Below are 21,680 nucleotides of genomic sequence, written 5' to 3'. Positions count from 1 at the left end.
TTTTGTAGGTGTTTAGGCCTTAGGTTTTTAGGCTGTAGGTCTATTGGCTAGCGTTCGATGACGATCATGTTGATGCCGAGGCAGGCGAGGGTCAGCACGATGTAGAAGGACAGGGCGCTGATATCGATGAGGCCTTTGGACATGGTGGCGAAGTGTTGCTCGAAGCTGAGCAGTCGCAGGAAGTCGAGCACGGCGGTGGGAGCGGAGTTGCCGAGGAACTGGGCCAGCCAGTCGGAGCCGACTAGGGTGGCGAAGAGGCAGATCATGACGCTGATGACGAAGGCGATGACTTGGTTCTTGGTCAGGGCCGAACAGACCGCGGTGATGGATAGGAAGGCGGAGGCGGTGAGGAGGGCTCCGACGTATCCAGCGAATATGACGCCCCAGTCGGGATCGCCCAGATAGCCAGTGGTGAGGGCGAGCGAGAAGGTGAGGCAGAGGCCGATGCCAATGAAGGCGAGAGCGGCCAGGAACTTGGCGACCACGGCGGAGCGCGGCGAGATGGGGAGGGTGAAGAGGAGCTCGATGGAGCCGGAGCGTTTTTCTTCGGCCCAGAGTCGCATGCCGACCGCGGGGATGAATACGATGAGGATCCAGGGGAGCGGGCGGAAGAGGCTGTTGAGGTTGGCCTCGTTGCGGCTATAGTAGCCGGAGTAGAGGGCGAGGCCGATGACCATGACGTGGAAGACGGCTAGGATGACGTAGCCGACGGGTGAACGGAAATAGCCGAGGAATTCTTTTTTGAAGATGGGCATGGCTGGTAATGGTGAATTATGAATTGGGAATGGTGAAAGGGGGTGGCGCTGATCGGGTTGCGGGTTCGCGACCAAGGTCGCTCCTGCAGGTTGATCGGGTGGTTGCGATCGCGGCACAAGGCCGCTTCCCACAGGAGAGTCTTAGGCGAGGATGGTTTTGTTGGTGAGCTCGCGGAAGACCTCGTCGATGGTGGCGCCGGGCTTGCGGGCCTTGAATTCCGCGGGGGTCTCGTCGACGAGCACCTTGCCTTGGTCGATGATGATGACGCGGTTGCAGATGGCTTCGACTTCTTCGAGGATGTGGGTGGAGAGCACGATGGCTTTGTCTTTCGACATGGCCTGTATCAGCTTTCTCACTTCATGCTTCTGGTTGGGGTCGAGACCGTCGGTGGGCTCGTCGAGGATGAGTACCTTGGGGTCGTGGATGATGGCTTGGGCGACGCCGACACGTTGGCGGTAGCCTTTGGAGAGGTTTTCGATGGCCCGGTACTTTACGGAGTCGAGGTGGCACTTGACGATGACGTCGGCTAGGCGGGCGTTGAGCTGGTCCTTGTCGGTGATGCCTCGGGCCTCGGCTACGTAGGTGAGGAACTCGACGACAGTCATTTCTGGATACGCGGCGCTGGACTCGGGCAGGTAGCCGATGCGCTTCTTGACCTCGATGGGGTCCTTGGCGACGTCGAAGCCGTCGACGGTGGCGGTGCCGGCGGTGGGGGTGAGGAAGCCGGTGATCATCTTCATGGTGGTGGACTTGCCGGCTCCGTTGGGGCCGAGAAAGCCGAGGATGTCGCCTTTGTTGATGGTGAAGGATACGCCGTCGACTGCTCGCAGCGTTCCGTAGTCCTTAACGAGTCGATCTACAGTTACCATGTTTGTTGGGTTCTGGGTTTTAGGGAAAGGAACATGCAAAAGCTCCTCGAGGACCGGGGAGCTTTTTAGCGGGAAATTCGTGTATGAAACAGGTGTTTGAAGATCAAGTTTCAGTTTTCGGAATTTTTTCGGGGAAAGTTGTTAATTGGGTGAGGTTGGTTTTTGACCACAGATCACTCGGATGGGAGTTGATGGATCTTGTGGGGAGGTGTTGAAGGGGGAGGGATGCGGGAATCGGGGTGTTGGTATCGCGGCTCAAGGCCGCTTCCCGCAGGGATCGGGTTGGGGCGGGACGGGCAATGAAGCCCGCGCCTCACCGGGAGGTCAATCGAGGTCGAGGGTGTCTTGCTCGAGCTGGTCTTCGGGGAGGGGGGCGGCTTCGTCTTTGAGGTGCTTGGGGGGCTTGGCGACGCGTTGGGTGAGGTAGGCCTCGCGGTCGGTGACGATGCGTTGGCAGATCTTGTGCACGTGCATGCGCAGCCACATGGAGGTGTTGGACTCGGAGGAGTAGCGGGCGGGGCCGTAGGCATGGATGCGGTCGGTTTGCAGCAGGACGTCGTTTTGCTCGAACTCGGCGTCGTTGCCGGGCTTGTAGACGGCGTAGGCCTTGCCGCCGAATTTGCGGATGACGGAGAAGCTGGGCACGTCGCTGGGACCGTCGGCGATGTAGATCATGTTTTGGAAGGGGATGCGTCGGTCTTCCGCGGCCATCTTGGCGTTGACGTCGATGGTCTCGTTCTTGTTGGCGCCTTTGTTGATCTCGAAGAGGGCCCGCGTCTTGGTGGTGTTGTCGATCATGGTGCCGATTTGGCTGATGATGTCCTCGGACTCGATCTCGAGGTCGTCCTGGTCGAGGTAGCCGGGCTGGAGCGGGTTTTCGATGAATTCGCTGCCCCAGATGCCGTCGACGTAGGGGGCGATGGCGGAGCCGCGTACCATCTCGGCGAGGCCGGTGGTGACGATGTAGTGTTCGAGCTGGATGTCGTGGCGAACGTATTCGGGACGGGAGCGGGTGAGCTCGCGCAGCTCCTCGAAAAAATGGGGCAGGCCTTCGTAGAAGACGATTTCCTTGCCCAGCTGGCGTAGCATCTTGTTGTTGAGGCCGGGCATCTTGCCGGCGCGGGCGTAGGTGAGGATGTGGTTGAGGTAGACGCTTTCGCCGGAAACCGTGTAGCCGCGCTGCTTGTAGCGCTCGGCCATGGTGTTGACTTCCTCCCAGAAGAGGGGCTCGTCGATCTCGAACTTTTCGAAGATCGGCTGCTGCATGTAGCCGGGGATGAGAGTCTTGTCGAAATCCCAGACGATGGCGATTTTGTTTTGGGTGGAGTAGGAGGCGGACACGGCGCGGGAAGGTTGAATTGTGGAAGTGTATCGGGAAGGGTGATGGATGAAGGGTGAATTTGGCGGGTCGGGAGGCAATCTGCAAATGCTGCTCTTGCCAAGTGGCTTGCTTTCGGTAACGGATTTGCGTCTTTTTCAACAACTGGGCCGTCGCGAGGCGGCTCGCTCTTTTCCTTATGGCTATCAAGCTTCCAGAAATTTCCCCTTTCAAGAGGCGCGTCGAAGAAATCGACGCGATGATGAACGAACCTGACTTCTACAGCGACGCCCGCCGTTCTGCAGCTCTCTCCCGCGAGCACATGAAGCTGCGCCAGCTGATCGAGGACTATGCGGCTCTCGAGAAGGCGAAGACGGACTTGGCGGACAATCAGGAAATGCTGGATGACGACTCCGCTGACGACGAGTTGAAGGAGCTGGCGGAGATGGAGATCCCCGAGCTGGAGGAAAAGATCGAGAAGCTGGAGGAAAAGATCCTGGCGGCCATGATCCCGCCGGACGAGACGGATTCGCGCAATACGATCGTGGAAATCCGAGCTGGAGCGGGGGGCGACGAAGCGTCGCTTTTCGCGGCTGACTTGTACCGCATGTACTCGCGTTTGGCGGAACGTCGCGGTTGGCGCGTGGAGCAGATGAGCGCCAGCGAAAGCGGCATCGACGGTTTCAAGGAAGTGATCTTTTCGATCAGCGGCGAGGAGGTTTACAAGACACTCAAGCTAGAAAGCGGCGTGCACCGCGTGCAGCGCGTTCCGGAAACCGAGTCCCAAGGCCGTATCCACACCTCGACCGTGACGGTCGCGGTCTTGCCGGAAGCGGAGGAAGTGGACGTGGAAATCAACCCGCAGGATTTGGAAATCACCGCGACTCGCGCCAGTGGAGCGGGCGGACAGCACGTTAACACGACCGACTCCGCCATCAACATCGTGCACAAGCCTACCGGAATCACCGTTTATTGCGCGGACGAACGTTCGCAGATCAAGAATCGGGCCAAGGCTATGAAAGTTCTCTACTCGCGCATATTGCAGATGAAGCAGGAGGAGGAGAGGGCCAAGTACGCGGAGAATCGCAAGAAGCAGGTTGGCACGGGAGACCGCAGCGAGCGCATCCGTACCTACAACTTTCCCCAGAGCCGTCTCACCGACCATCGTATCGGACTGACGGTGCACAGCTTGCCTGCGGTGATGGAAGGCGATATGGACGAGATCCTGGAAACCTTGGAGAACGAGGACATGCGCCTGAAGATTGAAGCTTTGATGAGCAGCACGCAGTCCAAGTAGACTGGATACGCCGCCCCGCATTTATCGATCCTTATGCCTGAAATGTTGACAGTGCTGGATGTGGTCCAGCGCAGCGCTGCCTTCCTCGAGAGCAAGGGAGTGGAAAGCGCTCGCCTCAACGCGGAGTGGCTGATCGCTTCCGCCTTGGGCATGGATCGCATGAAGCTTTACTTGCAGTTCGACCGTCCGCTCAAGGAGTCCGAGCTGGCTGACATGCGTTCCAAGGTGGCGCGTCGAGCGAAACGCGAGCCCTTGCAGTACATTCTTGGGAGCACGCCCTTCCACGAACTCGATCTCAAGGTCGATCGCCGCGCTTTGATTCCGCGTCCGGAAACGGAGCAGCTAGTCGAGCTGGCCCTCGGCTCTTTTGGGGAAAACGACGTCGCCTACCGTATCGTAGATTTGGGCACGGGGAGCGGGGCGATTGCTTTAGCTTTGGCTTTCGCATTGCCGCGAGCGGAACTTTTCGCTGTGGACGCGAGTCGCGAGGCTTTGGAGCTCGCCCAAGAAAACGCCCTAGGCTGCGGCTTGCAGAACCGGGTAACCTTCATTTTGTCGGATTGGTTTTCCGATTTCGATGTCGAAGGCGAATTCGACCTGATCGTTTCCAATCCGCCCTACCTCACCGAAGAGGAAATGGGGTCGGCGGAGCCCGAGGTTAAGGACTACGAGCCGCATTCCGCGCTTTTTGCGGAAAAGAAGGGCTTGTCGGATCTGGAGAAGATCGTGCAGGGAAGCTTCGAACGCTTGAGGGCGGGTGGCGTCTTGTGGCTGGAGACCGGGGTCAAGCATCGGCAGCCGCTGGCGGACCTTTGCCAGTCCTTGGGCTATGCCTCGGTCGAAGGCGTGGACGACTGGAGCGGTCGCCCTCGATTCGTGAAGGCTGTGAAGTAGTTCGGGATCCAGCTGAAGGGGGTCTTGTCTTTTGAACTAATTCATAAATTTACCTAGGTAAACAGAGAGAAGATGCTCGACAGGGCTGCGGGGATTTCTGAAGGATGGGGTTCCAACTTTTTACATCCTGTGACCCAGTTGCCAGGTGAGCTCCTTGAGCGAGCGGTGTTGACTGGGACAGGAGGCTCTGGGGAGGGGCGCACCTGACATGAATTTTCAGACTCGAAACGATAAACAGACGGACTCGCTGCGAAGCGCGGCCAGGGAGGCCCGGGCTCATCGCCTGGAGGGGCGCGGGGAACGTCCGGTGGCCACTTCGCTTAAGGCATTTGCCGATTGGGGCGAGTTGAAGGCTTATCTCGTGCATGCCTACGGCCTGGAAGATGTGGTCATCCAGCTGCGGCCTGACTACGTGAACGCGGAGGTGATCGACAGTATGGATCGCGTAGAGGTGCGCGAAATCTCCTCAAGTGAGGTGCTCCTTTCGCTTTCGGTGGGACTGCGAGTGAGCCTCGACGTGCACCTCTTTCGAGCCGCTGAGGTAACGGCAGAAGGAATTGATTGGCCGCCTCGCAGTCAGTACGAAGCGATTTTGATGTGCGCCAAGGGCGTATTCAGTCGAACGGTGCGGGATCGGGTGGTCGACTTGATGTCGGCACGAGGCAATTCGGAGGTGGTTTCCTTCTTTCTCGACAAGGAAGGGCGGGTAGAATCCTCGTCCAGCAAGGCTCGGGAATTCTGCGACAAGCATTTTCCGGCTTCGAAGCGAGTGGACGATTTTTTCCCGCTTTCCCATTGGGACTACCTGCAAGGCGCCATTCGCTTGCGGGAAACGAGCAAGACGCTCAGCTATCGCAACGAGAGCCTGGTTTTCTGTTTCCATCAAGACAGCGGCATCGTCGACTGCCTGCTGCAGAAGATGGGTGACAACGGCTATCTGCTCTCCCTCGCCATGGATCGCTGAGGGGGAACCGGCAGGCGCTGCCTTTTTATAGTGTGAATGGGTGGCTCGCGGTTTCTGGCGCTGATACCTGAACTCGTCGGCTAACGATTAAGGTGGAACGGCCGCTCTGCGGGCGTTTTTTTGGTTCATCCCAAAAGACAGTGGAGATTGCTGGCTATGCATTCGGTACGACTGTGGGAAGCGGCCTTGTGCTGCGATTGGGCAGGAACGATCGTGCCACAAGGGCACTTCCCACTGCAGAATCACTGTCCCCGCAAAAGGGTGGCAAATCTTTTTTTTGGGGGGCATGTCACCTGCGGAGCAAGCGGCTGACCCACCATTAGGTGGGGACGGAGGTTCCTGCGGCTCGGACGACGCGGCGCCGACACGTTCAGTCGTCCCTCCGATTACGAGACCGAAGCGCGACCTAGGGCAAACATCTGCTCTTGTTCGGTTTGCTCTAGGTCGAACGACCTTTTTCCGAAGAAGACGGGTAGGGGAACTGATAAAAAGAATAAGAAAAGGTAATTAACGACCTTCTTATCTTCAATTGCCTGCTCTTAAGGCTTGATTCGCCGATTTTCTTAGTAATAAAAGAAATAAAGGTATTTAATAGTATAAAAACTTACCGATCGAATTAGCCTAGCTTCTGCCCGCGCCATGAACGTCCTTTTCCTAACCGTATTCGTCGGCCTCATCCTGGTCTCTCTCGCTCTCACTTTCTTTGCCTTCACGCGACGCTCGGCGAGCTGGAGCAGTCCGGAGCGCGACAGTTTGATGCCCTTGGAAGACGAGCGGACGGTCAGCCACCGCGAACACCGCTGAGCGGGTAGGGCGAACGAATTTTCATCAAGCGAACACCTCCTCCAATAACCCACTGACCTTATGTCCGATCAGAAACGAGTAATCGAATACGACGACCAGACTGTACGCATGTTCATGATCGCCTCCATATTTTGGGGCATCGTTGGCATGCTGGTAGGCGTCATCGTAGCGGCCCAGTTAAACTTCCACTTCCTGAACTTCGATACGTCGTGGCTGACCTTCGGCCGCTTGCGTCCCTTGCACACCAACGCGGTGATTTTCGCGTTCGTGGGCAACATGATGTTTGCGGGCGTCTACCATTCGACGCAGCGACTGGTGAAGGCTCGCCTTGGCTCCGACTTGCTCTCGAAGGTGCACTTCTGGGGGTGGCAGCTGATCATCGTCTCGGCCGCGGTCACGCTTCCCTTGGGCTACACCCGGGGCAAGGAGTACGCGGAACTCATTTGGCCGATCAACATCGCGGTGGCTCTCATCTGGGTGGTGTTCGCGATCAACTTCTTCCTGACGTTGGCCAAGCGGAACGAGAAGTCGCTCTACGTGGCGATCTGGTTCTACATCGCGACCATCATGACGGTGGCGATGCTCTACATCGTCAACCACTTGTCGATCCCAACGGGCTTGCTGCATTCGTATCCGATTTTTGGTGGCGTACAGGACGCGTTGGTTCAGTGGTGGTACGGCCATAACGCGGTGGCCTTCTTCCTCACCACTCCGATCCTCGGCATCATGTACTACTACATGCCGAAGGCGGCGGATCGGCCGGTCTATTCCTATCGCCTGTCGGTGGTCCACTTCTGGTCGCTGGTGTTCATCTACATCTGGGCAGGGCCTCACCACTTGCTCTACACGGCGCTTCCCGGCTGGCTGCAGCAGCTCGGCATGATCTTCAGCTTGATGCTGTGGGCTCCTTCGTGGGGAGGGATGCTCAACGGATTGCTCACCTTGCGTGGGGCGTGGGACAAGCTGCGCACGGATCCGGTCCTCAAGTTTTTTGCCGCCGGAGTGACCTTTTACGGGATGGCGACTTTCGAGGGACCGTTGCTGTCCATTCGTTCGGTCAACGCCTTGGCTCACTACACGGACTGGATCATTGGGCACGTGCACGCCGGTACCCTAGGTTGGAACGGTTTCATGGCGGCGGGTATGTTCTACTTCCTCGCTCCGCGTCTCTGGAAGACGAAGCTCTATTCCGTATCCATGGCCAACATGCACTTCTGGCTCGGGCTGGTGGGCATCTTGCTCTACGTGGCCTCCATGTGGGTGTCGGGCATCACTCAAGGCTTGATGCTGAACAACGCCGACGAGCAAGGCGTGCTCGCGTATCCAAATTTCTTGGAAACGCTGCAATCCATTCGTCCGCTGATGCTCACCCGCGTAGTGGGTGGCGGCCTCTACCTCGCCGGATTCATCCTTATGGCTTACAACATTTGGAAGACTGTGAAGTCCGGCGAAGCGGTAAACGGAGTCTGCGAAGTGTCCGCCGTGGAGGACGAAGCCAAGAAGATGGGCCTCATCGGGGCGGTGACTCACCCCGCTTTCCTCTATTCGGCTGGTCTGGTCGTCTTCTCTTGCATCTGGCTTTTCGCAGACGGTTTCGTGGAGCTCTTCGGCATGGGCGCGACGATCGTTACGGTGATGAGCTGCCTGGTGCACTTTACCCGCAGCGGCGACAGCTTTGCTCAATGGTACGATAAGCTGTTGGAGAACTCCATGCCCTTCACGGTGTTGGTGCTCATCTCGGCTGCAGTCGGAGGTGTCGTGCAAATCGTGCCGCTGGTAAACATCGATAAGGCCAGCGTAGCGGAGGACAAGATGCAGAAGGTCTACACCCCGCTGGAGCTGGCTGGACGCGACATCTACATCAGCGAAGGTTGCTACAACTGCCACTCGCAGATGATTCGTCCCTTCGTGGCGGAGGTCACGCGCTACGATCCGATCAACAAGGAATACAGCCGTCTCGGTGAGTCGATCTACGACCACCCTTACCAATGGGGCTCCCGTCGCACCGGGCCTGACCTCGCGCGTCTCGGCAGCAAGTACTCGGACGCCTGGCACTACGATCACATGCTCGATCCGCGTCAAACGTCGCCCGGCTCTAACATGCCAAATTACCCTTGGCTCTTCGAGAAGTTCACCGACTACGGTTCTCTTCCCTCCAAGATCAACGCCCAGAAAATGCTCGGCGTTCCGTTTCCTGATTGGTCGCCGGCCGAAATCGATTCCGCGGCCAAGGCTCAAGCCAAGGCGATTCAGGAGAATCTCGAGTCGCTCGGCAAGGAAGTGGACGCGGACACGGAAATAGTCGCTCTGATCGCTTACTTGCAACAGCTCGGCAAGTCTATCGACGTGCAGGAGCAAGTCGCCACCAAATAGAAGGGAACCCGCGCTATGTTTCAAAGAGTTGAATACACGGAGTGGCACACGCTCTTCCCCAAGATCGGCTTCGTTCTCTTCTTCCTCGCTTTCGGCATCATCGTCTGGAAAGCGCTCAAGATGGGAAAGAACGAAAGCAGCAAGGCGAGCCGCATGCCGCTCGATGACTAATGTTGTATTGAAATAACACCTACAAGAAAGATTCTAGAAATGAGTCAAAATCCGAACGAAGAAAAAATCCGCGAACATACCTTTGACGGAATCCAGGAGTTCGATAAGAGCCTGCCGAACTGGTGGCTTTTCACCCTCTACGCCACGATCGTCTTTTCCATTGCCTACTGGGTTTACTACCAAAAAGCGGGCATCGGTCTCGACCAGGAGCAGGAGCTCGAAGCGGCTTTCGAGCAGATCAGCGAAAACGTGGCTAAGGCCAAGGCGGAAGCGGGGGTGCTCGACGACGATACCTTTGCGGTCATGGCCAAAGATCCGGCCATCGTTTCAGCGGGGCAGACGATCTATACGCAGAACTGCGCCGCTTGTCATGGCCAGAACTTGGAAGGGGGCATCGGCTTGGCGCTCAATGACGCTGAGTGGAAGCATGGAGCCAATCCGCTGGCCATCAAGAAGGTGGTCGCGGAAGGCGTCGCCACTGCGGGCATGCCGCCTTGGGGACCGGTTCTGGGAGACGAGAAGGTCAACCAAGTCGTGGCTTTCTTGGTGAGCAAGCAAGCTAAGTAGTTTCGATATCGTGGGGCGAGCGTCGGCTCGCTCCAGTTCCCCGTAAAACCATGGCAACGTCCAGCAACACCAAGAAACACGTTCCGAATCGCGACTCGCTAACTGCGGTGAACGACGACGGCTCGCGTTATATCATCCATCCCGCGGACGCGAAGGGGCGGTTTACCCTGTCGCGTCGCTTGGTGGCCTATGCCTTGGTGCTCGTTTACGCGGCCTTGCCGTGGATCGAGATCGGCGGTTATCCGGCTTTGTTTTTGGATACGGATGCCATGCGCTTTCACTTCCTGGGCATGACCTTCGGGTCGCAGGACTTGTGGCTGGCGTTCTTCCTCATATCGGGATTGGGCTTTGGTCTCTTTTACGTGACCGCTTTGCTTGGCCGCATTTGGTGTGGCTGGGCTTGCCCGCAGACGGTGTTTCTGGAGCATGTCTACCGACGAGTTGAGCGTTGGATAGAGGGAGATGCGGTTAAGCGCCGCAAGCTCGACGCGGCCGGGTGGGGCTTCGAAAGGATTTGGAAGCGTGGGCTCAAGCATGCTCTTTTCGTTTTTTTGTCCCTCGCCTTGGCTCACATGTTCATGGCCTATTTCGTATCGGTTCCAGGACTTTGGAACATGATGCACGAAGCGCCTGCCGAGAACTGGAAAGTCTTTGTATTCGTTTTTGCATACGCAGCTGTCTTGTATTTCAATTTCGCATGGTTTCGCGAGCAGCTTTGCATCGTTATCTGTCCTTACGGACGCTTGCAGTCGGCCCTGATTGACGAGCATTCCATGGTGATCGGCTACGACGAGAAGCGGGGCGAACCGCGGGGCAAAGCTAAGGCGGCGGATGTAGGGGACTGCATCGACTGCAACCGCTGCGTGCAAGTATGCCCAACCGGAATCGATATCCGGCAAGGCCTGCAGATGGAATGCATCGGCTGTTCCGCTTGTATCGACGCTTGCGATACGGTGATGGACAAGCTCAAGCGTCCGCGCGGTTTGATTCGCTACGATTCGATGGAAGGCCTGGAGGGCCGCAAGACGAAGTACCTGCGTCCTCGCATGATTCTCTACACGGTGTTGCTCCTGATCGGTGCCTCCGTCTTGCTCTTCTCCCTGCAAGGCTTGGGCGACGCCACGATCACCGCTTGGCGGGCTCCAGGTTCGTCGTATTACGTGGACGCGGATGTGGTGCGAAACCAGTTCATGGTTCGTGTGACGAACACCCGAAACGAGGTGGGCAACTACCGACTGGCCCTCGATTCCGAGCAGGCGGGCGTGCAGGTGCGCGGCGTTGATCAGAGTTTCGAGATCGAGAGCAATGGCGACTTGGTACGCCCCGTGGTGGTGCTGGTCGACAAGGCTGATTTCAAGGGGCCGTTCTCTATGACCGTTCGGGTTTTGGATGACGAAGGGGAAACGCTCATGAAACGTCCGCTCGAGTTCATAGGCCCGAGCTTAAGCTTGCTGAAATAGAATGTCTGAAGGATCGAAAAAGAGGAACAGAGGCGGTTGGCGTACACTAGGGATTTGGGTCACGCTCGCATTCGTGGTGGTGATCGTGGCTTGGTACTTCCTCATCAAGGTCGCGTCCGAGAACGCGATGGAGCCGATTCCTCTGGAGCAATCGAAATGATCGACGACGGAAATCTCTACGCCTTGCTCAGTCCGCTCGCGGCTTTCGTCGCCGGCGCTCTGGTGAGCTTGCACTGCGTAGGGATGTGCGGGCCGTTGAGCTGCGCCTTGATTGGTCAGAAGAAGGGCCGCTCCGCGTTGCCGGCCCACGGCGTGTATCACTTGGGCCGTTTGCTGTCTTACACGTTCCTGGGAGCGGTCGTGGGCGCCTTGGGGAGTGGTGTGGTTTCTTGGGTGGGGGACAATCCCGCTCGTTTTGCACCGTGGGCGTTTGCCGCCTTTTTCGTGGCGTTGGCATTGAACTTGGATGGCTTGTTTACCAAATGGCAGGCAAAGTCGGGCATCGGCCGTGGAATCGTGCAGCGGGCGTATCGGCTCTCCGGAAAGGCCCGCGCTTTCTCTTTGGGGGCCCTGACGCCGCTGATTCCCTGTGGCCCCTTGTACTTGATGCTATGGGCCACCACCATGAGCGGATCGGCAAGCCAGGGGGCTTCGGTCATGTTTTGTTTCGCGGCCGGAACGTTGCCGCTGATGCTACTTGCTCAGAGCGGCTGGGCATGGTTGTCGCTGCGGATGGATGCCAAGAAGCTGGCCTACTTGCGGCGTGGCGTAGCCTTGCTGGCGGTTGGGCTGTTGTGCATGCGTGCTTTCATGGGGACGGATGCTCAGGCGATCGTTTCCGGAGAGGGAATATGCAAGTAGGGCGGCAGGAATCGCGTCGCGAAAAGGTGTGCCAGGAAGTCGCGTGCGAGCATTGCGGCACCCGCTTCCAGCCTGTGCAGGCCGAGGAGAAATTCTGCTGCTCGGGCTGCGAGTACGTGTATCGAATTATTCATGACGAGTCCTTGGAGCGCTTTTACGAGCTGCGCGGAGAGGTGTCGCGTCCGGTGGGATCCAGCGTCTTCGAAAACAATGACTACCCATGGTTGGCAGCCTTGGTCGAGGTAGCGGAGTCCAAGGGGAAGCTTGCCCAGCTGAGCTTGGCTTTGGAAGGGATTTCTTGCGTGGGTTGCGTTTGGTTGATCGATCGCGTTTTTGCCGAGGCGAAAGGAGGCGTGTCCTGTCGCGTCAATGTCCAGTATGGCACGCTCGATCTGGAGTGGGAAAGCGGCGTGTTTGACGTCTTGGGTTTTGCGGGGCGAATCAAGCAGTTTGGCTACCGGGTTTGTCCGGCTCGAGAAACCAGCGAGTCGGAGTCGCGCAAGGTGGTTTGGAAGCTGGGCCTTTCGGGCGCCTTCGCTCTCAATGGAATGCTGTATACGCTACCTGGATACTTGGGAATGGAGGCCGACTTTTTGGTGGCCAGCCATTTCAATTGGTTGTCGGCTTTTTTCGCGAGCCTGAGCCTCGTCTTTTGCGGCAGCTATTTCATTGCCAAGGCGGCCAAGGCAGCGGCGCAGGGGATTGCCCACTTGGACTTGCCGATCTCCATCGGAATCGTGTTTGCGTATTTGGTGAGCTGGTACGGCATTTGGAAAGGTGACGACCATTTGGTGTACTTCGACTTTGTATCCACTTTCGTCTTTCTGATGCTGGTGGGGCGTTGGCTGCAGGTGGTGGCTATCGAGCGAAACCGGAATCGCTTGGCCGACATTCAATTGAGCGCGCCTGAGGTGGAGATTGAGAGCAGCACCGGCGGTCGGATCAAGACGCGAGCCGACCAGATCAAGGAGGGCGAAGTGTATTGGTTAGCCTCGGGGCAACGAGTGCCGGTTCGTTCCGCCTTGCTCAGCGAGCGGGCGAGTTTGGGGATGGATTGGATCAGCGGCGAATCGGAGTCGCGTATCGTGGAGATAGGGGGAGAGGCTCCCTCGGGCGCGGAGCTGGAGAACCAGTTTTCGGTGCGGCTGGAGGCGCAGGAGGATTGGGGCGATTCGCTGCTCAGCAAGCTGAGCTCTCGTGGGACGCGTGCCCAGGAACGGGATCTGGTGGCCCAGAAGTGGATTTTTCGCTATCTGGTGGTGGCCTTCGCGATCGCGGTCATGGGGGGCGCGAGCTGGTTGGCGGTAGACGGGCTCTCGGCGGGATTGAAGGTTTTTATATCAGTGCTGGTGGTGTCCTGTCCTTGCGCCTTGGGCATCGCCTGGCCGTTCGGGGACGAGATCGCTTTGGCCCGGCTGAAGCAGCAAGGCGTTTTCGTGACGACTCACTCCCTATGGAATCGCTTGACGCGGATCCGCCGCATCGTTTTCGACAAGACCGGTACCTTGACGCGTTCGTCGCTGGCATTGGTTAATCCCGAATGTCTCGAGCGTTTAAGCACGGAGGAATTGTCAGCCCTGAGCGCGCTTTGCTCCAAGTCGCGTCACCCAGTTTCCAGCACAATTCGCGAATGCCTGATGGCGAAGGGGCGATACCGTCCCCAAGGCGCGGACGGCTTGCAGGAAATCGTAGGGAAAGGAGTTGCTCTGCAGGGAAGGGAGAGCGTTTGGCGGCTCGGCAAGCTAGGATGGGCTGGAACGGAAGGATCGGGTACCTTGTTCTCCCGAAATGGTCGCGTTCTGGTGGACCTCAGGTTCGAGGACCTGCCTCTGCCGGACTCCAGTCGAGAGGTCGCCGGACTTAGGGAGGCGGGATTTGAGGTCGTTATTCTGAGCGGGGACCGGGAGGAGAAGGCGCAAGGCGTCGGTCAGGCTTTGGGGCTGGAGGCAGGAGCGGTTTTCGGAAACCTGTTGCCCGAGGAAAAGGCTCGCTGGATCGAAGCGCGCGAGCCCGAACGCACTCTGATGGTAGGGGATGGGGCCAACGACACCTTGGCCTTCCGGTCGGCCCTCTGCTGCGGGGCTCCGGCCAACGAGCAAGGCATCGTGGCGGAAAAGGCCGACTTTCACTACCTCGGAAACGGGATTGGCGGGATTCGCCGTTTGTTGGCGATTGGCAAGCAGCGTCGTCGTGCGGTGCAGTGGCTTATGGCCTTCGCTCTCGCCTACAATCTCTTCGCGGTAGGGCTGTCTCTCGTCGGTTGGGTGACCCCTTTGATTGCCGCCGTATTGATGCCAGCCAGCTCTGTGGTGAGCCTGGCGATCGTGTGGGCGGTATTGGGCAGCCGCGCCGCCAAGTAGTTGCTGGCCCGCGGCTGCGGCGTCGCTGCAAAGCGGAGAATGCGTCCCGCATTCGCCCTGAAGGCCCGCTCCAGAGGGTCCCAAAGGCAACCCTCGCAGGGATGAATTCAGAATAAGATAAAAAAATACAAGTTTATCATCAAATAAGCTTGCGTACTGGAAAATCGGTCCTAGGTTTATCTCCAGTTTCAAGCGCTCCGCTAGACAACTAAGCTCAACAAAACTCATGCTCAACGGAGCAAAAAGGCACACAAAGAGTTACTCCAAACGGGCGAGGTTTTCTAGCAGGAGCGAGTGAAACTGAAAGGCGGTTTCGCCTTTGAATTTCTGTCAGGCAATATACGAGCCAAGTTGGATTAGGCACAAGCGGGGAAGCCTCTTTAAGGGGGCTTCCTTAGCTGACAGAGATTCAAAGGTAAATTTCCTCAAACAGTTTCTTGGTGTAAAAGCGTTGTTCAATCGCACCTGCAGGCGGGGCCTCGGTCATCGTCTGCAGGTCTTTTTGCTTCAGGGGATAGGTAATTCCTGAAATTCAGTTCGTAGTATCTATAGAAAGCGAGATATAGTTACAAAAAAGTCTTTATTGGGTCGTATCTGCTATCCATAACTTGGGAAATTAGATCTACTTATGTTCGGTTACGGAAAAATGGCCAATTACGCGATCGCCAGCCTGAGCTATCTGGCCGCGAACTACGAAACGGAGGGGTTCAAGGCGAATTCCCAGAGGATTGCGACGGCTCGCAACCTCTCTCGTCCTTTGGTGGGCAAGCTGATGTCCCAGATGTCGACGGCCGGCTTGGTCAACGGCACGCCGGGACCGGGCGGAGGCTTTTACCTTTCGCGTCCACCCAGCGACATCACGCTGCTCGAGATCGTAAAGCTCTTCGAAAAAGTCGAGGAGTCCTTGATGTGCCCCTTTGGCCCGGGCTGGTGCGGCAACGGCGATCCTTGCCCTTTCCACTACGAGTTGGAGGACAAGCGCGACGAGATGATGGCGTGGTTGTCCAACACGAACTTGGAAGTTTTCACCAAGCACCCGGTCAAGCCTGAAAAGGGGTTTTGCGAGAGCTGAGCGCTTCTCTGCACCAGAGGAAAAACCTCCGGAATCAGGTCGAGCTTGTGGCCCCACGCCGAGACGGCTTAGGGCACGCTGCATGCCACTGCCGTCCAAGGAGTCTTTTTTCGTGGATTGGGTCGACTTGGAAGTCGGCCCTCTAGGTTTCCGTTCAGGCAATTGGCGCCCTTGGCTTGTCCTCAGTGGAAATCGTCTCGGTCTCCCAGAGTGCGGGTCCGACGCACGTGAGCGTAGTTGAGGAGGGCGACGAATCCGGCTCCGCCTACGGTGTTGCCGGCGATGGCGAAGCCCATGAAGTGCAGCATCGAGCCGAGCGTGAATTCGGGGCTGGTCAATCGGGCGATAAAGATTTCGACGCTGCCAGCGATGGCGTGGTGTAGGCCGCCGAGGCCGATCACGAAGGTGACGAGGTAGATGCAGGCCATTTGGCTCAAGTTGGCAGGGGTTGACATGACGAGCCAAGCTCCTTGAGCCATCAGCCATCCAGCCAGGACGCTGCTGATGAAAAGCGGAAGCGTTTCGAAGTGGGTGAGGTGGTGGCCTACTTCGATGTACCCGACTGCCGCGCCGACGACGGGATCGGCGTAGTGGAGCAAGAGGGCGCTGATAAAGGCTCCCAGCAGGTTGCCGCTGAGCACCAGGGACCAAAGGCGGAAGAGGCGGCGGACGGTGGAGCGCCGGTCCAGCACCGGATAGACTGCGGTGGCCGTGTGCTCCGTGAAGAGCTCGGAGCCGCTCATCACGCAAACGACGAAGCCGAGGGGATAGACGAGGGCGGTTACGAAGCGTTCGACGAGCGTCGAGTCCGCCGAGCCGAAATAGGTCTGCACGACCCCTACCGCCATGGCGGAGAAACCGAGAATCAAGCCCGCGGCGATGGCTGAAATGAAGAGCGAGAGGGATTGGCGATTCAGTTGCTCGAGTCCCTCGTGAATGGTTTGCTCCAAGGTGTCATCCGGATGGCGGCGAGACTCGTCGGTGCGCTTGATGATGACCGGCACGTACTTCTCGTCCTCCTGCATCTTGGCTTTTGCCCGCCGGGTTGGAGGATCGTTCTGCTTTTCGTCTTTGGGCAGTGGCGGCTCTTCTTCTATTTCTGGATCAGACATGGGTGTGGAACGTTTAGGAGCTAGGCACCCGCTTGCGGAACGATCACGGGTCCGAGTGTGTTGCGTGTGTATGGGACATGTGCGGTTCCTTGTCGAAACGCGAGTGCCGAAGGGACTTTTTTTGAGGATAGTTCGGGGGAGGTTGACGGCTCGGCGAGCGCTTCTAATGTCCGGCCCTTCATGTTCGGTATCGAGATTTTAAAGACTGGAAGGCGCTTGGATGGCTAGGGGCAAGCTTGGTGGTTTGCTGGCTCTGGTGGGAATTATCTGGGGAGCGTACTTGGTTGGGGTCGTTTTCAGTCTGGATTTGAGCGGCTTCGGGGTGCAGCCCCGCCAATGGGAAAGGCTCTACGGCGTATTGACTTGGCCTTTCGTGCATGCCGATCGCACGCACCTGATGAACAACTCCGTCACGCTTGTGGTATTTGGGGCCATTATCTCCCTGCGAAGCTCAAGTTGGCAGTTCGTAGGTCTCAGTATCATGATCACCTTGTATGCTGGCCTCGGGGTGTGGCTGCTCGGACGTGACGCGACCCATATCGGGGCCAGCGGTCTGGTGTTCGGATATTTTGGATACATCATGACGCGAGGGATCTACGACGGCCGCATTAGCTCCATCGTGATCTCGACCGGCGTAATGCTGCTGTTTGGAAGCATGATCTGGGGGATTCTTCCGACTGATGCCCAAGTATCTTGGGAAGGGCATCTCTTTGGTTTTCTCGCTGGAGTCGTGCTGGCGGTACGCAGCAAGTCTAGCCGCTAGCTAGACTGGAAGCTGAGAGATCCAGTACAGGGCGCCGGCTGCGAGCGCGATCAAGGCGGCGCTGGAGCCGCAGCCCACGGACTTGGAAGGCTCAGGATACTCGTCGGGATATTTTGCATGCAGGTCTGCGTGCAGCGCCTCAACCGCATCTTTCGCCTCTTTCAGGCCGAGGCCAGTGGCCTCGCGGTAGCTCTTGATGGCTTCGATCTTTTGTCCGCTCTTCAAGGCGTCCGCGAGGCGCTTCATTTGTTCTTCGTCGAGTTCGTTAGCCATAAGTATCGGTTTTTAGGAGTGAATCTCGCGAGCTTAGGGCTGCGAGGAGTCTTGGCAAATCGGAGGATCGATTTGCGGTGTCACGAAATCCAAACATGAAGTAAAGAATATTTGACAATGATAGGTTTCTGTATGTTCATGTTAAACATACTTAACACGGAGAGTGCTTTAATTAACCTAACCAAGATGACCATGAACACGTCCTATCAAGAGCGAAACAACTGGATCGAGCTGCTGGTGGCCCTTTGGGCCATCGGTTACTATCTGCTAACCTTGGCTACGATCGAGGGAGGAATGGCTGCGGAGCTTTCGTATTTTCTACCCTTCATCATCAAGGTGATCGTGGTCTCGATCGTCGTCGGAATCGTACTGGCGATACTCAATCGATTTCTCAGCAAGGACGCGAACGATGCCAAGGACGAGATGGACAGGATGATCGACCTGCGGGGCTTTCGCAACGCCTACTGGGTGATGTCCATGGCCGTGATGGTGGTGATTTTCATGGCGCTTTTCAACGAGCGAATGACGGAACTTGGGGAGGCGCCTCGCATCGGCACAACCAATCTTATGGTGCATGCGCTTTTCATCGTGGCCTCCTTGAGCGGCCTAGTGCAGAGCGTCACGCAAATCGTCTACTACCGGAAGGGACTGGTCTAGCATGGCGAAGCAACTGCCGATCACTAACAGCATCCGCCGGCTGCGTTTCGACGCGGATGAGATGACGCAGCAAGCCCTCGCGGAAAAGGTAGGGGTGACGCGCCAGACCATACTCGCCATCGAGGCGGCACGCTATTCTCCGACCTTGGAGCTGGCGTTTAAGATCGCGGAAGTGTTTGGCAAGGAACTTGGCGAGGTTTTCCAGTACGTACCTCCCTCTGCAGACGATCGCTGAGCAAATGTTTATTGTATCCAATTGTTGAATATGATGTCTTCTCTGCGTCTTCCGTGACCGGTCCGAGGCAAGGGCTTGGCTAGGCGGGACCGCTGTTGAATCTCGAAATGCGTTGCCAACGTAGCGGGGTGGAGATTATGGCTTGTTAGAGGTTGGTTCACTTACGGCTGGCCCGCTGGCGCGAATCGCCACCATCCTATGACGCAGAGAGACCCGGACACTTTTCCCTTAGACCTCACGATCAGAGTCGGTTGCAGCCTTGCTTACGAAGTAACCGGTTCAGCGAGCTTGTTGCTGAATCTGCAACCCGCTGCGAGCTCCCGCAATGAAGTTGTCTTCCAAGCCCTTTCCCTAGGTAACGAGCTGATCGACAATGCCTTTGTGGACAGCCACGGCAACCTCGTTCACCGTGTACGTTTGCAGCCAGGCAGCAATGCGTTTAGACATGATGCCATCGTGCGAGTAAGCTCGCATCCGGACAATTACGACCTGCTGGACCGGACGCCTTTGGCCCCGGCAGACATTCCCTCCGAACTGCTTCGATATACCTTGCCCAGCCGCTATTGCGACTCGGATAAGCTCATCGACTTCGCCTGGCAAAACTTCGGCTACATCGAGCACGGTTGGCCGCGCGTGCAGGCGATCAGCAATTGGGTTCACGAAAATATCGAGTACCGCTACATGTCAGGGCAGGCGGACCTTTCCGCCTGGGACGTGTTGCAGCGCGGATTCGGGGTATGCCGCGATTTCGCTCACTTGGTGGTGGCGTTGAATCGGGCTTTTAATGTCCCCACGCGCTACGTCACCGGACACTTACCGGACATCGGCTATCCGGAACCGGACGGGCATATGGATTTTCATGCCTATGCGGAAGTCTACCTTGGCTGGAACTGGCATACGATCGATGCGCGCTTTAACGTGCCGCGCATCGGGCGTGTTAAGCTTTCCTGTGGACAAGATGCGGTGGATGGCGCGTTTTCCACTATTTTTGGCGGTGCGGCTTTGACTTTCTTTCATGTCTGGGCGTATCAGGTTCCTCGGGACAAGGTGGGTGTCGGTGACCCGATCGACCTCAGCCTACGCTTGGACAATCAATACCATGTGGTACGCGACACGGATTGTTGAGGGTGAGTCGCGAATGTGGTTTCGAGTATTGAGTTCGATAGGGGACATTCTGATCTAAGCGATCCCTGCTTTGCAGCTCTGGCGGCATCGGATTCTCCAAGCAGTCCGTTTTGCTCGAGTTCGCATCGCACCTCCGCCATTGCTTGTTAGGTCGTTCGATTTTCGAGCATGCGCTGACCGATGGCGCGGCCGAGCAAGCCGCCTTCTTGAGTATCGGTGTGGGAGTGGGAAGCGCCTAGCACGCGGCGCCACATCACCCACGTGGCCACTGGGGTAGGAGGCGCTTCGGCGGGAAGCTCGAGGATGGGGAACTATCTACGTATCCAGCCAGTAAGGACGAGGTCGGGACCAGTGTGATTTGGCACGTTTGGTGATGGTTTAGCTTTGCTGTGTTACTTCGTGTAAAAAGGCTGCAGTCATTGGCAGCGCCTCAGCCTTGGACTCCTCACCAAGCATCCTTTGGCAATTCGTGCTCGTGAGCTTAGCCTGCAACTGTTCGAAGCCAGATGTGAAAAGGAAAGTTTGCCGGAAGGAGCGGCTGAAGAGCGCACGGCTGCCTACCTGGTGGTATCGGTCGCCAAAGCAGCCGCCAAACTTGCGGGAGCTCTCGACTCCCAGGGGTGGCTGCCAGACATTGATAGCTGTGGGATGATCGTAACTCGATTGAAACGGGTAAGAGTCTGTCTGGACGATGCCCTGACCGCTCTGGAATCTTGTCGGGAGCGGAGGCTAATCGACTTTTGAACGATAGGGGTGTTGGCTGTAGATGTTATCGATATCGCGAAGGTGGCGGACGCCATCATTGCGGAACTCCGTACTCGTCTCGAAGCAGGCTGGTGAGCGAAGCCTTTGTTGACGTTTGTATAGTGCTCTGGCTCGCCTCACTTCATCAGCCCTGATCTCAGAGGAGGAATGTAGTCAGAACGATGGCGGCTAGGATTTTCCAATAGTGATTCTTCCAAAGGGATTGAAAGAAGCTCAACAGCGCGTCGCTTTTTCCGAAGGCTGCCGAGAGGTAGGCGAAACCGACTAGGAGGAACAGAATGAAGTAGAATGGCCAAGTGACGTTCAGCTCGAAGGCTGTTTGGAAGTGACCATGCGTCGCGTTGGCGAAGGCTCGAGTGAGGCCGCAAAAAGCGCAGTCGTAACCGGTGAAAGTCTTGTAGACGCAGGTGGTCGTGTGCCAGTCCTCGTAGCGGTAGTAGTAGGCCCAAGCGAGGGGGAAGGGGAGTAGCCAGGCGATGCCCAGTCCCAGTCTTTTTTTGCCAAGAGGTCTCTTGCTCGCGTCAGTCAACGGTGATTTCTTTCGCGTAGAGTGGAAGCTCGTCGACGTGCGTTTCCGTCCAAGCAGCCGCGATAGCGTTCAAGGGACTCTTGGTGTTGTAGCTTTGGAAACAGATCATTTCCGCAATTTGGGTGACCAGAAAAGGGAGGGTTTGGCCGGCAGACCAATGGTCGCCGATGCAGATTTTGGTGGGGTCGATATTTGGATGGAAAACAGGCGTGAGCATGCGGCAGAAGGGGGCGCGGCGGGGATATTCTTGAGGCAGGAAAATTTCGGCTTTGTGCAAGGTCGAAGGCGTTTGCCCTCTTTCTCCCTCTGGTGAAAGACCCGGTATCGAAATCTCGAATACGTACCGTTCGGGTGGGGTGCCTTCGGTTTCGATGAGCTTGATCGATTCGTGGGCTGCGAATGCCTGCTGGGTTTTTTCGTAGTCGGCGGCGAGTCTTCTGATTCGAGGGTGCATG

The 21,680-nt window shown here is 57.2% G+C and carries 23 protein-coding genes; 16 read left to right on the top strand and 7 right to left on the bottom strand.

What is annotated here, in order from left to right; all coding sequences use genetic code 11:
• Nucleotides 1-47 precede the first annotated feature (47 nt).
• From IEN85_RS23115 to IEN85_RS23105, 3 genes are all read right to left on the bottom strand, one after another.
• Nucleotides 48-755: an ABC transporter permease subunit gene (locus IEN85_RS23115; RefSeq protein WP_191619493.1), complete on the bottom strand. Its 708-nt coding sequence runs from the start codon at nucleotides 753-755 to the stop codon at nucleotides 48-50.
• Between the two features lie 141 nt (nucleotides 756-896).
• The gene (locus IEN85_RS23110; protein WP_191619492.1) at nucleotides 897-1,625 is read right to left on the bottom strand and encodes an ABC transporter ATP-binding protein; all 729 of its coding nucleotides are present in this window, start codon (nucleotides 1,623-1,625) and stop codon (nucleotides 897-899) included.
• Between the two features lie 324 nt (nucleotides 1,626-1,949).
• On the bottom strand, nucleotides 1,950-2,966 hold the full coding sequence (locus IEN85_RS23105) for an HAD family hydrolase (protein ID WP_191619491.1): 1,017 nt from the start codon (nucleotides 2,964-2,966) through the stop codon (nucleotides 1,950-1,952).
• Nucleotides 2,967-3,142: 176 nt separating this feature from the next.
• On the opposite strand from IEN85_RS23105, the gene prfA reads away from it, so the two are divergent.
• The 12 genes from prfA (at nucleotide 3,143) to IEN85_RS23045 (ending at nucleotide 15,766) form a co-directional block, all read left to right on the top strand.
• Entirely contained in the window at nucleotides 3,143-4,240 is a 1,098-nt protein-coding gene (prfA, locus tag IEN85_RS23100; RefSeq protein WP_191619490.1) for a peptide chain release factor 1, read from the top strand.
• Between the two features lie 33 nt (nucleotides 4,241-4,273).
• Nucleotides 4,274-5,134, top strand: a complete 861-nt coding sequence (gene prmC, locus IEN85_RS23095; RefSeq protein WP_191619489.1) for a peptide chain release factor N(5)-glutamine methyltransferase — start codon at nucleotides 4,274-4,276, stop codon at nucleotides 5,132-5,134.
• Between the two features lie 208 nt (nucleotides 5,135-5,342).
• Nucleotides 5,343-6,098, top strand: a complete 756-nt coding sequence (locus tag IEN85_RS23090; RefSeq protein WP_191619488.1) for a hypothetical protein — start codon at nucleotides 5,343-5,345, stop codon at nucleotides 6,096-6,098.
• A 639-nt stretch (nucleotides 6,099-6,737) separates the two neighbouring features.
• Nucleotides 6,738-6,902, top strand: coding sequence for a hypothetical protein (locus tag IEN85_RS23085; protein ID WP_191619487.1), 165 nt, complete (start codon nucleotides 6,738-6,740; stop codon nucleotides 6,900-6,902).
• Between the two features lie 60 nt (nucleotides 6,903-6,962).
• Nucleotides 6,963-9,275, top strand: coding sequence for a cytochrome-c oxidase, cbb3-type subunit I (ccoN, locus tag IEN85_RS23080; RefSeq protein ID WP_191619486.1), 2,313 nt, complete (start codon nucleotides 6,963-6,965; stop codon nucleotides 9,273-9,275).
• 15 nt (nucleotides 9,276-9,290) lie between these two features.
• Nucleotides 9,291-9,446, top strand: a complete 156-nt coding sequence (locus tag IEN85_RS23075) for a hypothetical protein (RefSeq protein WP_191619485.1) — start codon at nucleotides 9,291-9,293, stop codon at nucleotides 9,444-9,446.
• Between the two features lie 39 nt (nucleotides 9,447-9,485).
• Nucleotides 9,486-10,013, top strand: coding sequence for a cbb3-type cytochrome c oxidase N-terminal domain-containing protein (locus IEN85_RS23070; protein WP_191619484.1), 528 nt, complete (start codon nucleotides 9,486-9,488; stop codon nucleotides 10,011-10,013).
• A gap of 50 nt (nucleotides 10,014-10,063) precedes the next feature.
• A complete protein-coding gene (ccoG, locus tag IEN85_RS23065; protein WP_191619483.1) occupies nucleotides 10,064-11,473 on the top strand; it encodes a cytochrome c oxidase accessory protein CcoG in 1,410 nt (469 codons plus the stop codon).
• A gap of 1 nt (nucleotide 11,474) precedes the next feature.
• Nucleotides 11,475-11,633: a hypothetical protein gene (locus tag IEN85_RS23060; protein WP_191619482.1), complete on the top strand. Its 159-nt coding sequence runs from the start codon at nucleotides 11,475-11,477 to the stop codon at nucleotides 11,631-11,633.
• Nucleotides 11,630-12,334, top strand: coding sequence for a sulfite exporter TauE/SafE family protein (locus IEN85_RS23055; RefSeq protein ID WP_191619481.1), 705 nt, complete (start codon nucleotides 11,630-11,632; stop codon nucleotides 12,332-12,334). The genes IEN85_RS23060 and IEN85_RS23055 overlap by 4 nt, the downstream gene beginning before the upstream one ends.
• Nucleotides 12,325-14,694: a heavy metal translocating P-type ATPase metal-binding domain-containing protein gene (locus IEN85_RS23050; protein WP_191619480.1), complete on the top strand. Its 2,370-nt coding sequence runs from the start codon at nucleotides 12,325-12,327 to the stop codon at nucleotides 14,692-14,694. Before IEN85_RS23055 ends, IEN85_RS23050 begins: the two co-directional genes overlap by 10 nt.
• A gap of 646 nt (nucleotides 14,695-15,340) precedes the next feature.
• Nucleotides 15,341-15,766: an RrF2 family transcriptional regulator gene (locus IEN85_RS23045; RefSeq protein WP_191619479.1), complete on the top strand. Its 426-nt coding sequence runs from the start codon at nucleotides 15,341-15,343 to the stop codon at nucleotides 15,764-15,766.
• Between the two features lie 182 nt (nucleotides 15,767-15,948).
• Here IEN85_RS23045 and IEN85_RS23040 read toward each other — a convergent pair whose 3' ends face one another.
• Nucleotides 15,949-16,878, bottom strand: a complete 930-nt coding sequence (locus IEN85_RS23040) for a formate/nitrite transporter family protein (protein WP_191619478.1) — start codon at nucleotides 16,876-16,878, stop codon at nucleotides 15,949-15,951.
• 220 nt (nucleotides 16,879-17,098) lie between these two features.
• On the opposite strand from IEN85_RS23040, the gene IEN85_RS23035 reads away from it, so the two are divergent.
• Entirely contained in the window at nucleotides 17,099-17,641 is a 543-nt protein-coding gene (locus IEN85_RS23035) for a rhomboid family intramembrane serine protease (protein ID WP_191619477.1), read from the top strand.
• Here IEN85_RS23035 and IEN85_RS23030 read toward each other — a convergent pair whose 3' ends face one another.
• Nucleotides 17,642-17,914 (bottom strand): ribosomal protein L7/L12, encoded by a 273-nt coding sequence (locus IEN85_RS23030; protein WP_224772889.1) that lies wholly within the window; start codon nucleotides 17,912-17,914, stop codon nucleotides 17,642-17,644.
• A 192-nt stretch (nucleotides 17,915-18,106) separates the two neighbouring features.
• Here IEN85_RS23030 and IEN85_RS23025 point away from each other — a divergent pair, with 192 nt between their 5' ends.
• The 3 genes from IEN85_RS23025 (at nucleotide 18,107) to IEN85_RS23015 (ending at nucleotide 19,931) form a co-directional block, all read left to right on the top strand.
• On the top strand, nucleotides 18,107-18,571 hold the full coding sequence (locus IEN85_RS23025; RefSeq protein WP_191619476.1) for a hypothetical protein: 465 nt from the start codon (nucleotides 18,107-18,109) through the stop codon (nucleotides 18,569-18,571).
• A gap of 1 nt (nucleotide 18,572) precedes the next feature.
• Complete coding sequence (locus tag IEN85_RS23020) at nucleotides 18,573-18,806, top strand: helix-turn-helix domain-containing protein (protein WP_191619475.1); 234 nt, start codon at nucleotides 18,573-18,575, stop codon at nucleotides 18,804-18,806.
• Between the two features lie 198 nt (nucleotides 18,807-19,004).
• Nucleotides 19,005-19,931, top strand: a complete 927-nt coding sequence (locus IEN85_RS23015; protein ID WP_191619474.1) for a transglutaminase-like domain-containing protein — start codon at nucleotides 19,005-19,007, stop codon at nucleotides 19,929-19,931.
• Between the two features lie 901 nt (nucleotides 19,932-20,832).
• Here IEN85_RS23015 and IEN85_RS23010 read toward each other — a convergent pair.
• Nucleotides 20,833-21,225 (bottom strand): DUF2752 domain-containing protein, encoded by a 393-nt coding sequence (locus tag IEN85_RS23010; RefSeq protein ID WP_191619473.1) that lies wholly within the window; start codon nucleotides 21,223-21,225, stop codon nucleotides 20,833-20,835.
• The gene (locus tag IEN85_RS23005) at nucleotides 21,218-21,679 is read right to left on the bottom strand and encodes a ubiquitin-conjugating enzyme E2 (protein ID WP_191619472.1); all 462 of its coding nucleotides are present in this window, start codon (nucleotides 21,677-21,679) and stop codon (nucleotides 21,218-21,220) included. Before IEN85_RS23005 ends, IEN85_RS23010 begins: the two co-directional genes overlap by 8 nt.
• Nucleotide 21,680: the final 1 nt, after the last annotated feature.

It is taken from the genome of Pelagicoccus enzymogenes (assembly GCF_014803405.1).
In the GTDB taxonomy this organism is placed as follows: domain Bacteria; phylum Verrucomicrobiota; class Verrucomicrobiia; order Opitutales; family Opitutaceae; genus Pelagicoccus; species Pelagicoccus enzymogenes.
Note: the sequence above shows the minus strand (reverse complement) of the source record. Positions and strands in the feature narration are given on the sequence as shown.

What these genes read in the sequence shown, in the direction of transcription:
- IEN85_RS23050 (WP_191619480.1), top strand. Translation starts at nt 12,325, where the DNA reads ATGCAAGTAGGGCGGCAGGAATCGCGTCGCGAAAAGGTGTGCCAGGAA.
- prmC (WP_191619489.1), top strand. Translation starts at nt 4,274, where the DNA reads ATGCCTGAAATGTTGACAGTGCTGGATGTGGTCCAGCGCAGCGCTGCC.
- IEN85_RS23020 (WP_191619475.1), top strand. Translation starts at nt 18,573, where the DNA reads ATGGCGAAGCAACTGCCGATCACTAACAGCATCCGCCGGCTGCGTTTC.
- IEN85_RS23110 (WP_191619492.1), bottom strand. Translation starts at nt 1,625, where the DNA reads ATGGTAACTGTAGATCGACTCGTTAAGGACTACGGAACGCTGCGAGCA.
- IEN85_RS23090 (WP_191619488.1), top strand. Translation starts at nt 5,343, where the DNA reads ATGAATTTTCAGACTCGAAACGATAAACAGACGGACTCGCTGCGAAGC.
- prfA (WP_191619490.1), top strand. Translation starts at nt 3,143, where the DNA reads ATGGCTATCAAGCTTCCAGAAATTTCCCCTTTCAAGAGGCGCGTCGAA.
- IEN85_RS23075 (WP_191619485.1), top strand. Translation starts at nt 9,291, where the DNA reads ATGTTTCAAAGAGTTGAATACACGGAGTGGCACACGCTCTTCCCCAAG.
- IEN85_RS23070 (WP_191619484.1), top strand. Translation starts at nt 9,486, where the DNA reads ATGAGTCAAAATCCGAACGAAGAAAAAATCCGCGAACATACCTTTGAC.
- ccoG (WP_191619483.1), top strand. Translation starts at nt 10,064, where the DNA reads ATGGCAACGTCCAGCAACACCAAGAAACACGTTCCGAATCGCGACTCG.
- IEN85_RS23005 (WP_191619472.1), bottom strand. Translation starts at nt 21,679, where the DNA reads ATGCACCCTCGAATCAGAAGACTCGCCGCCGACTACGAAAAAACCCAG.
- IEN85_RS23045 (WP_191619479.1), top strand. Translation starts at nt 15,341, where the DNA reads ATGGCCAATTACGCGATCGCCAGCCTGAGCTATCTGGCCGCGAACTAC.
- IEN85_RS23040 (WP_191619478.1), bottom strand. Translation starts at nt 16,878, where the DNA reads ATGTCTGATCCAGAAATAGAAGAAGAGCCGCCACTGCCCAAAGACGAA.
- IEN85_RS23035 (WP_191619477.1), top strand. Translation starts at nt 17,099, where the DNA reads ATGGCTAGGGGCAAGCTTGGTGGTTTGCTGGCTCTGGTGGGAATTATC.
- IEN85_RS23115 (WP_191619493.1), bottom strand. Translation starts at nt 755, where the DNA reads ATGCCCATCTTCAAAAAAGAATTCCTCGGCTATTTCCGTTCACCCGTC.
- IEN85_RS23055 (WP_191619481.1), top strand. Translation starts at nt 11,630, where the DNA reads ATGATCGACGACGGAAATCTCTACGCCTTGCTCAGTCCGCTCGCGGCT.
- IEN85_RS23025 (WP_191619476.1), top strand. Translation starts at nt 18,107, where the DNA reads ATGAACACGTCCTATCAAGAGCGAAACAACTGGATCGAGCTGCTGGTG.
- IEN85_RS23085 (WP_191619487.1), top strand. Translation starts at nt 6,738, where the DNA reads ATGAACGTCCTTTTCCTAACCGTATTCGTCGGCCTCATCCTGGTCTCT.
- IEN85_RS23030 (WP_224772889.1), bottom strand. Translation starts at nt 17,914, where the DNA reads ATGGCTAACGAACTCGACGAAGAACAAATGAAGCGCCTCGCGGACGCC.
- IEN85_RS23015 (WP_191619474.1), top strand. Translation starts at nt 19,005, where the DNA reads ATGACGCAGAGAGACCCGGACACTTTTCCCTTAGACCTCACGATCAGA.
- ccoN (WP_191619486.1), top strand. Translation starts at nt 6,963, where the DNA reads ATGTCCGATCAGAAACGAGTAATCGAATACGACGACCAGACTGTACGC.
- IEN85_RS23060 (WP_191619482.1), top strand. Translation starts at nt 11,475, where the DNA reads ATGTCTGAAGGATCGAAAAAGAGGAACAGAGGCGGTTGGCGTACACTA.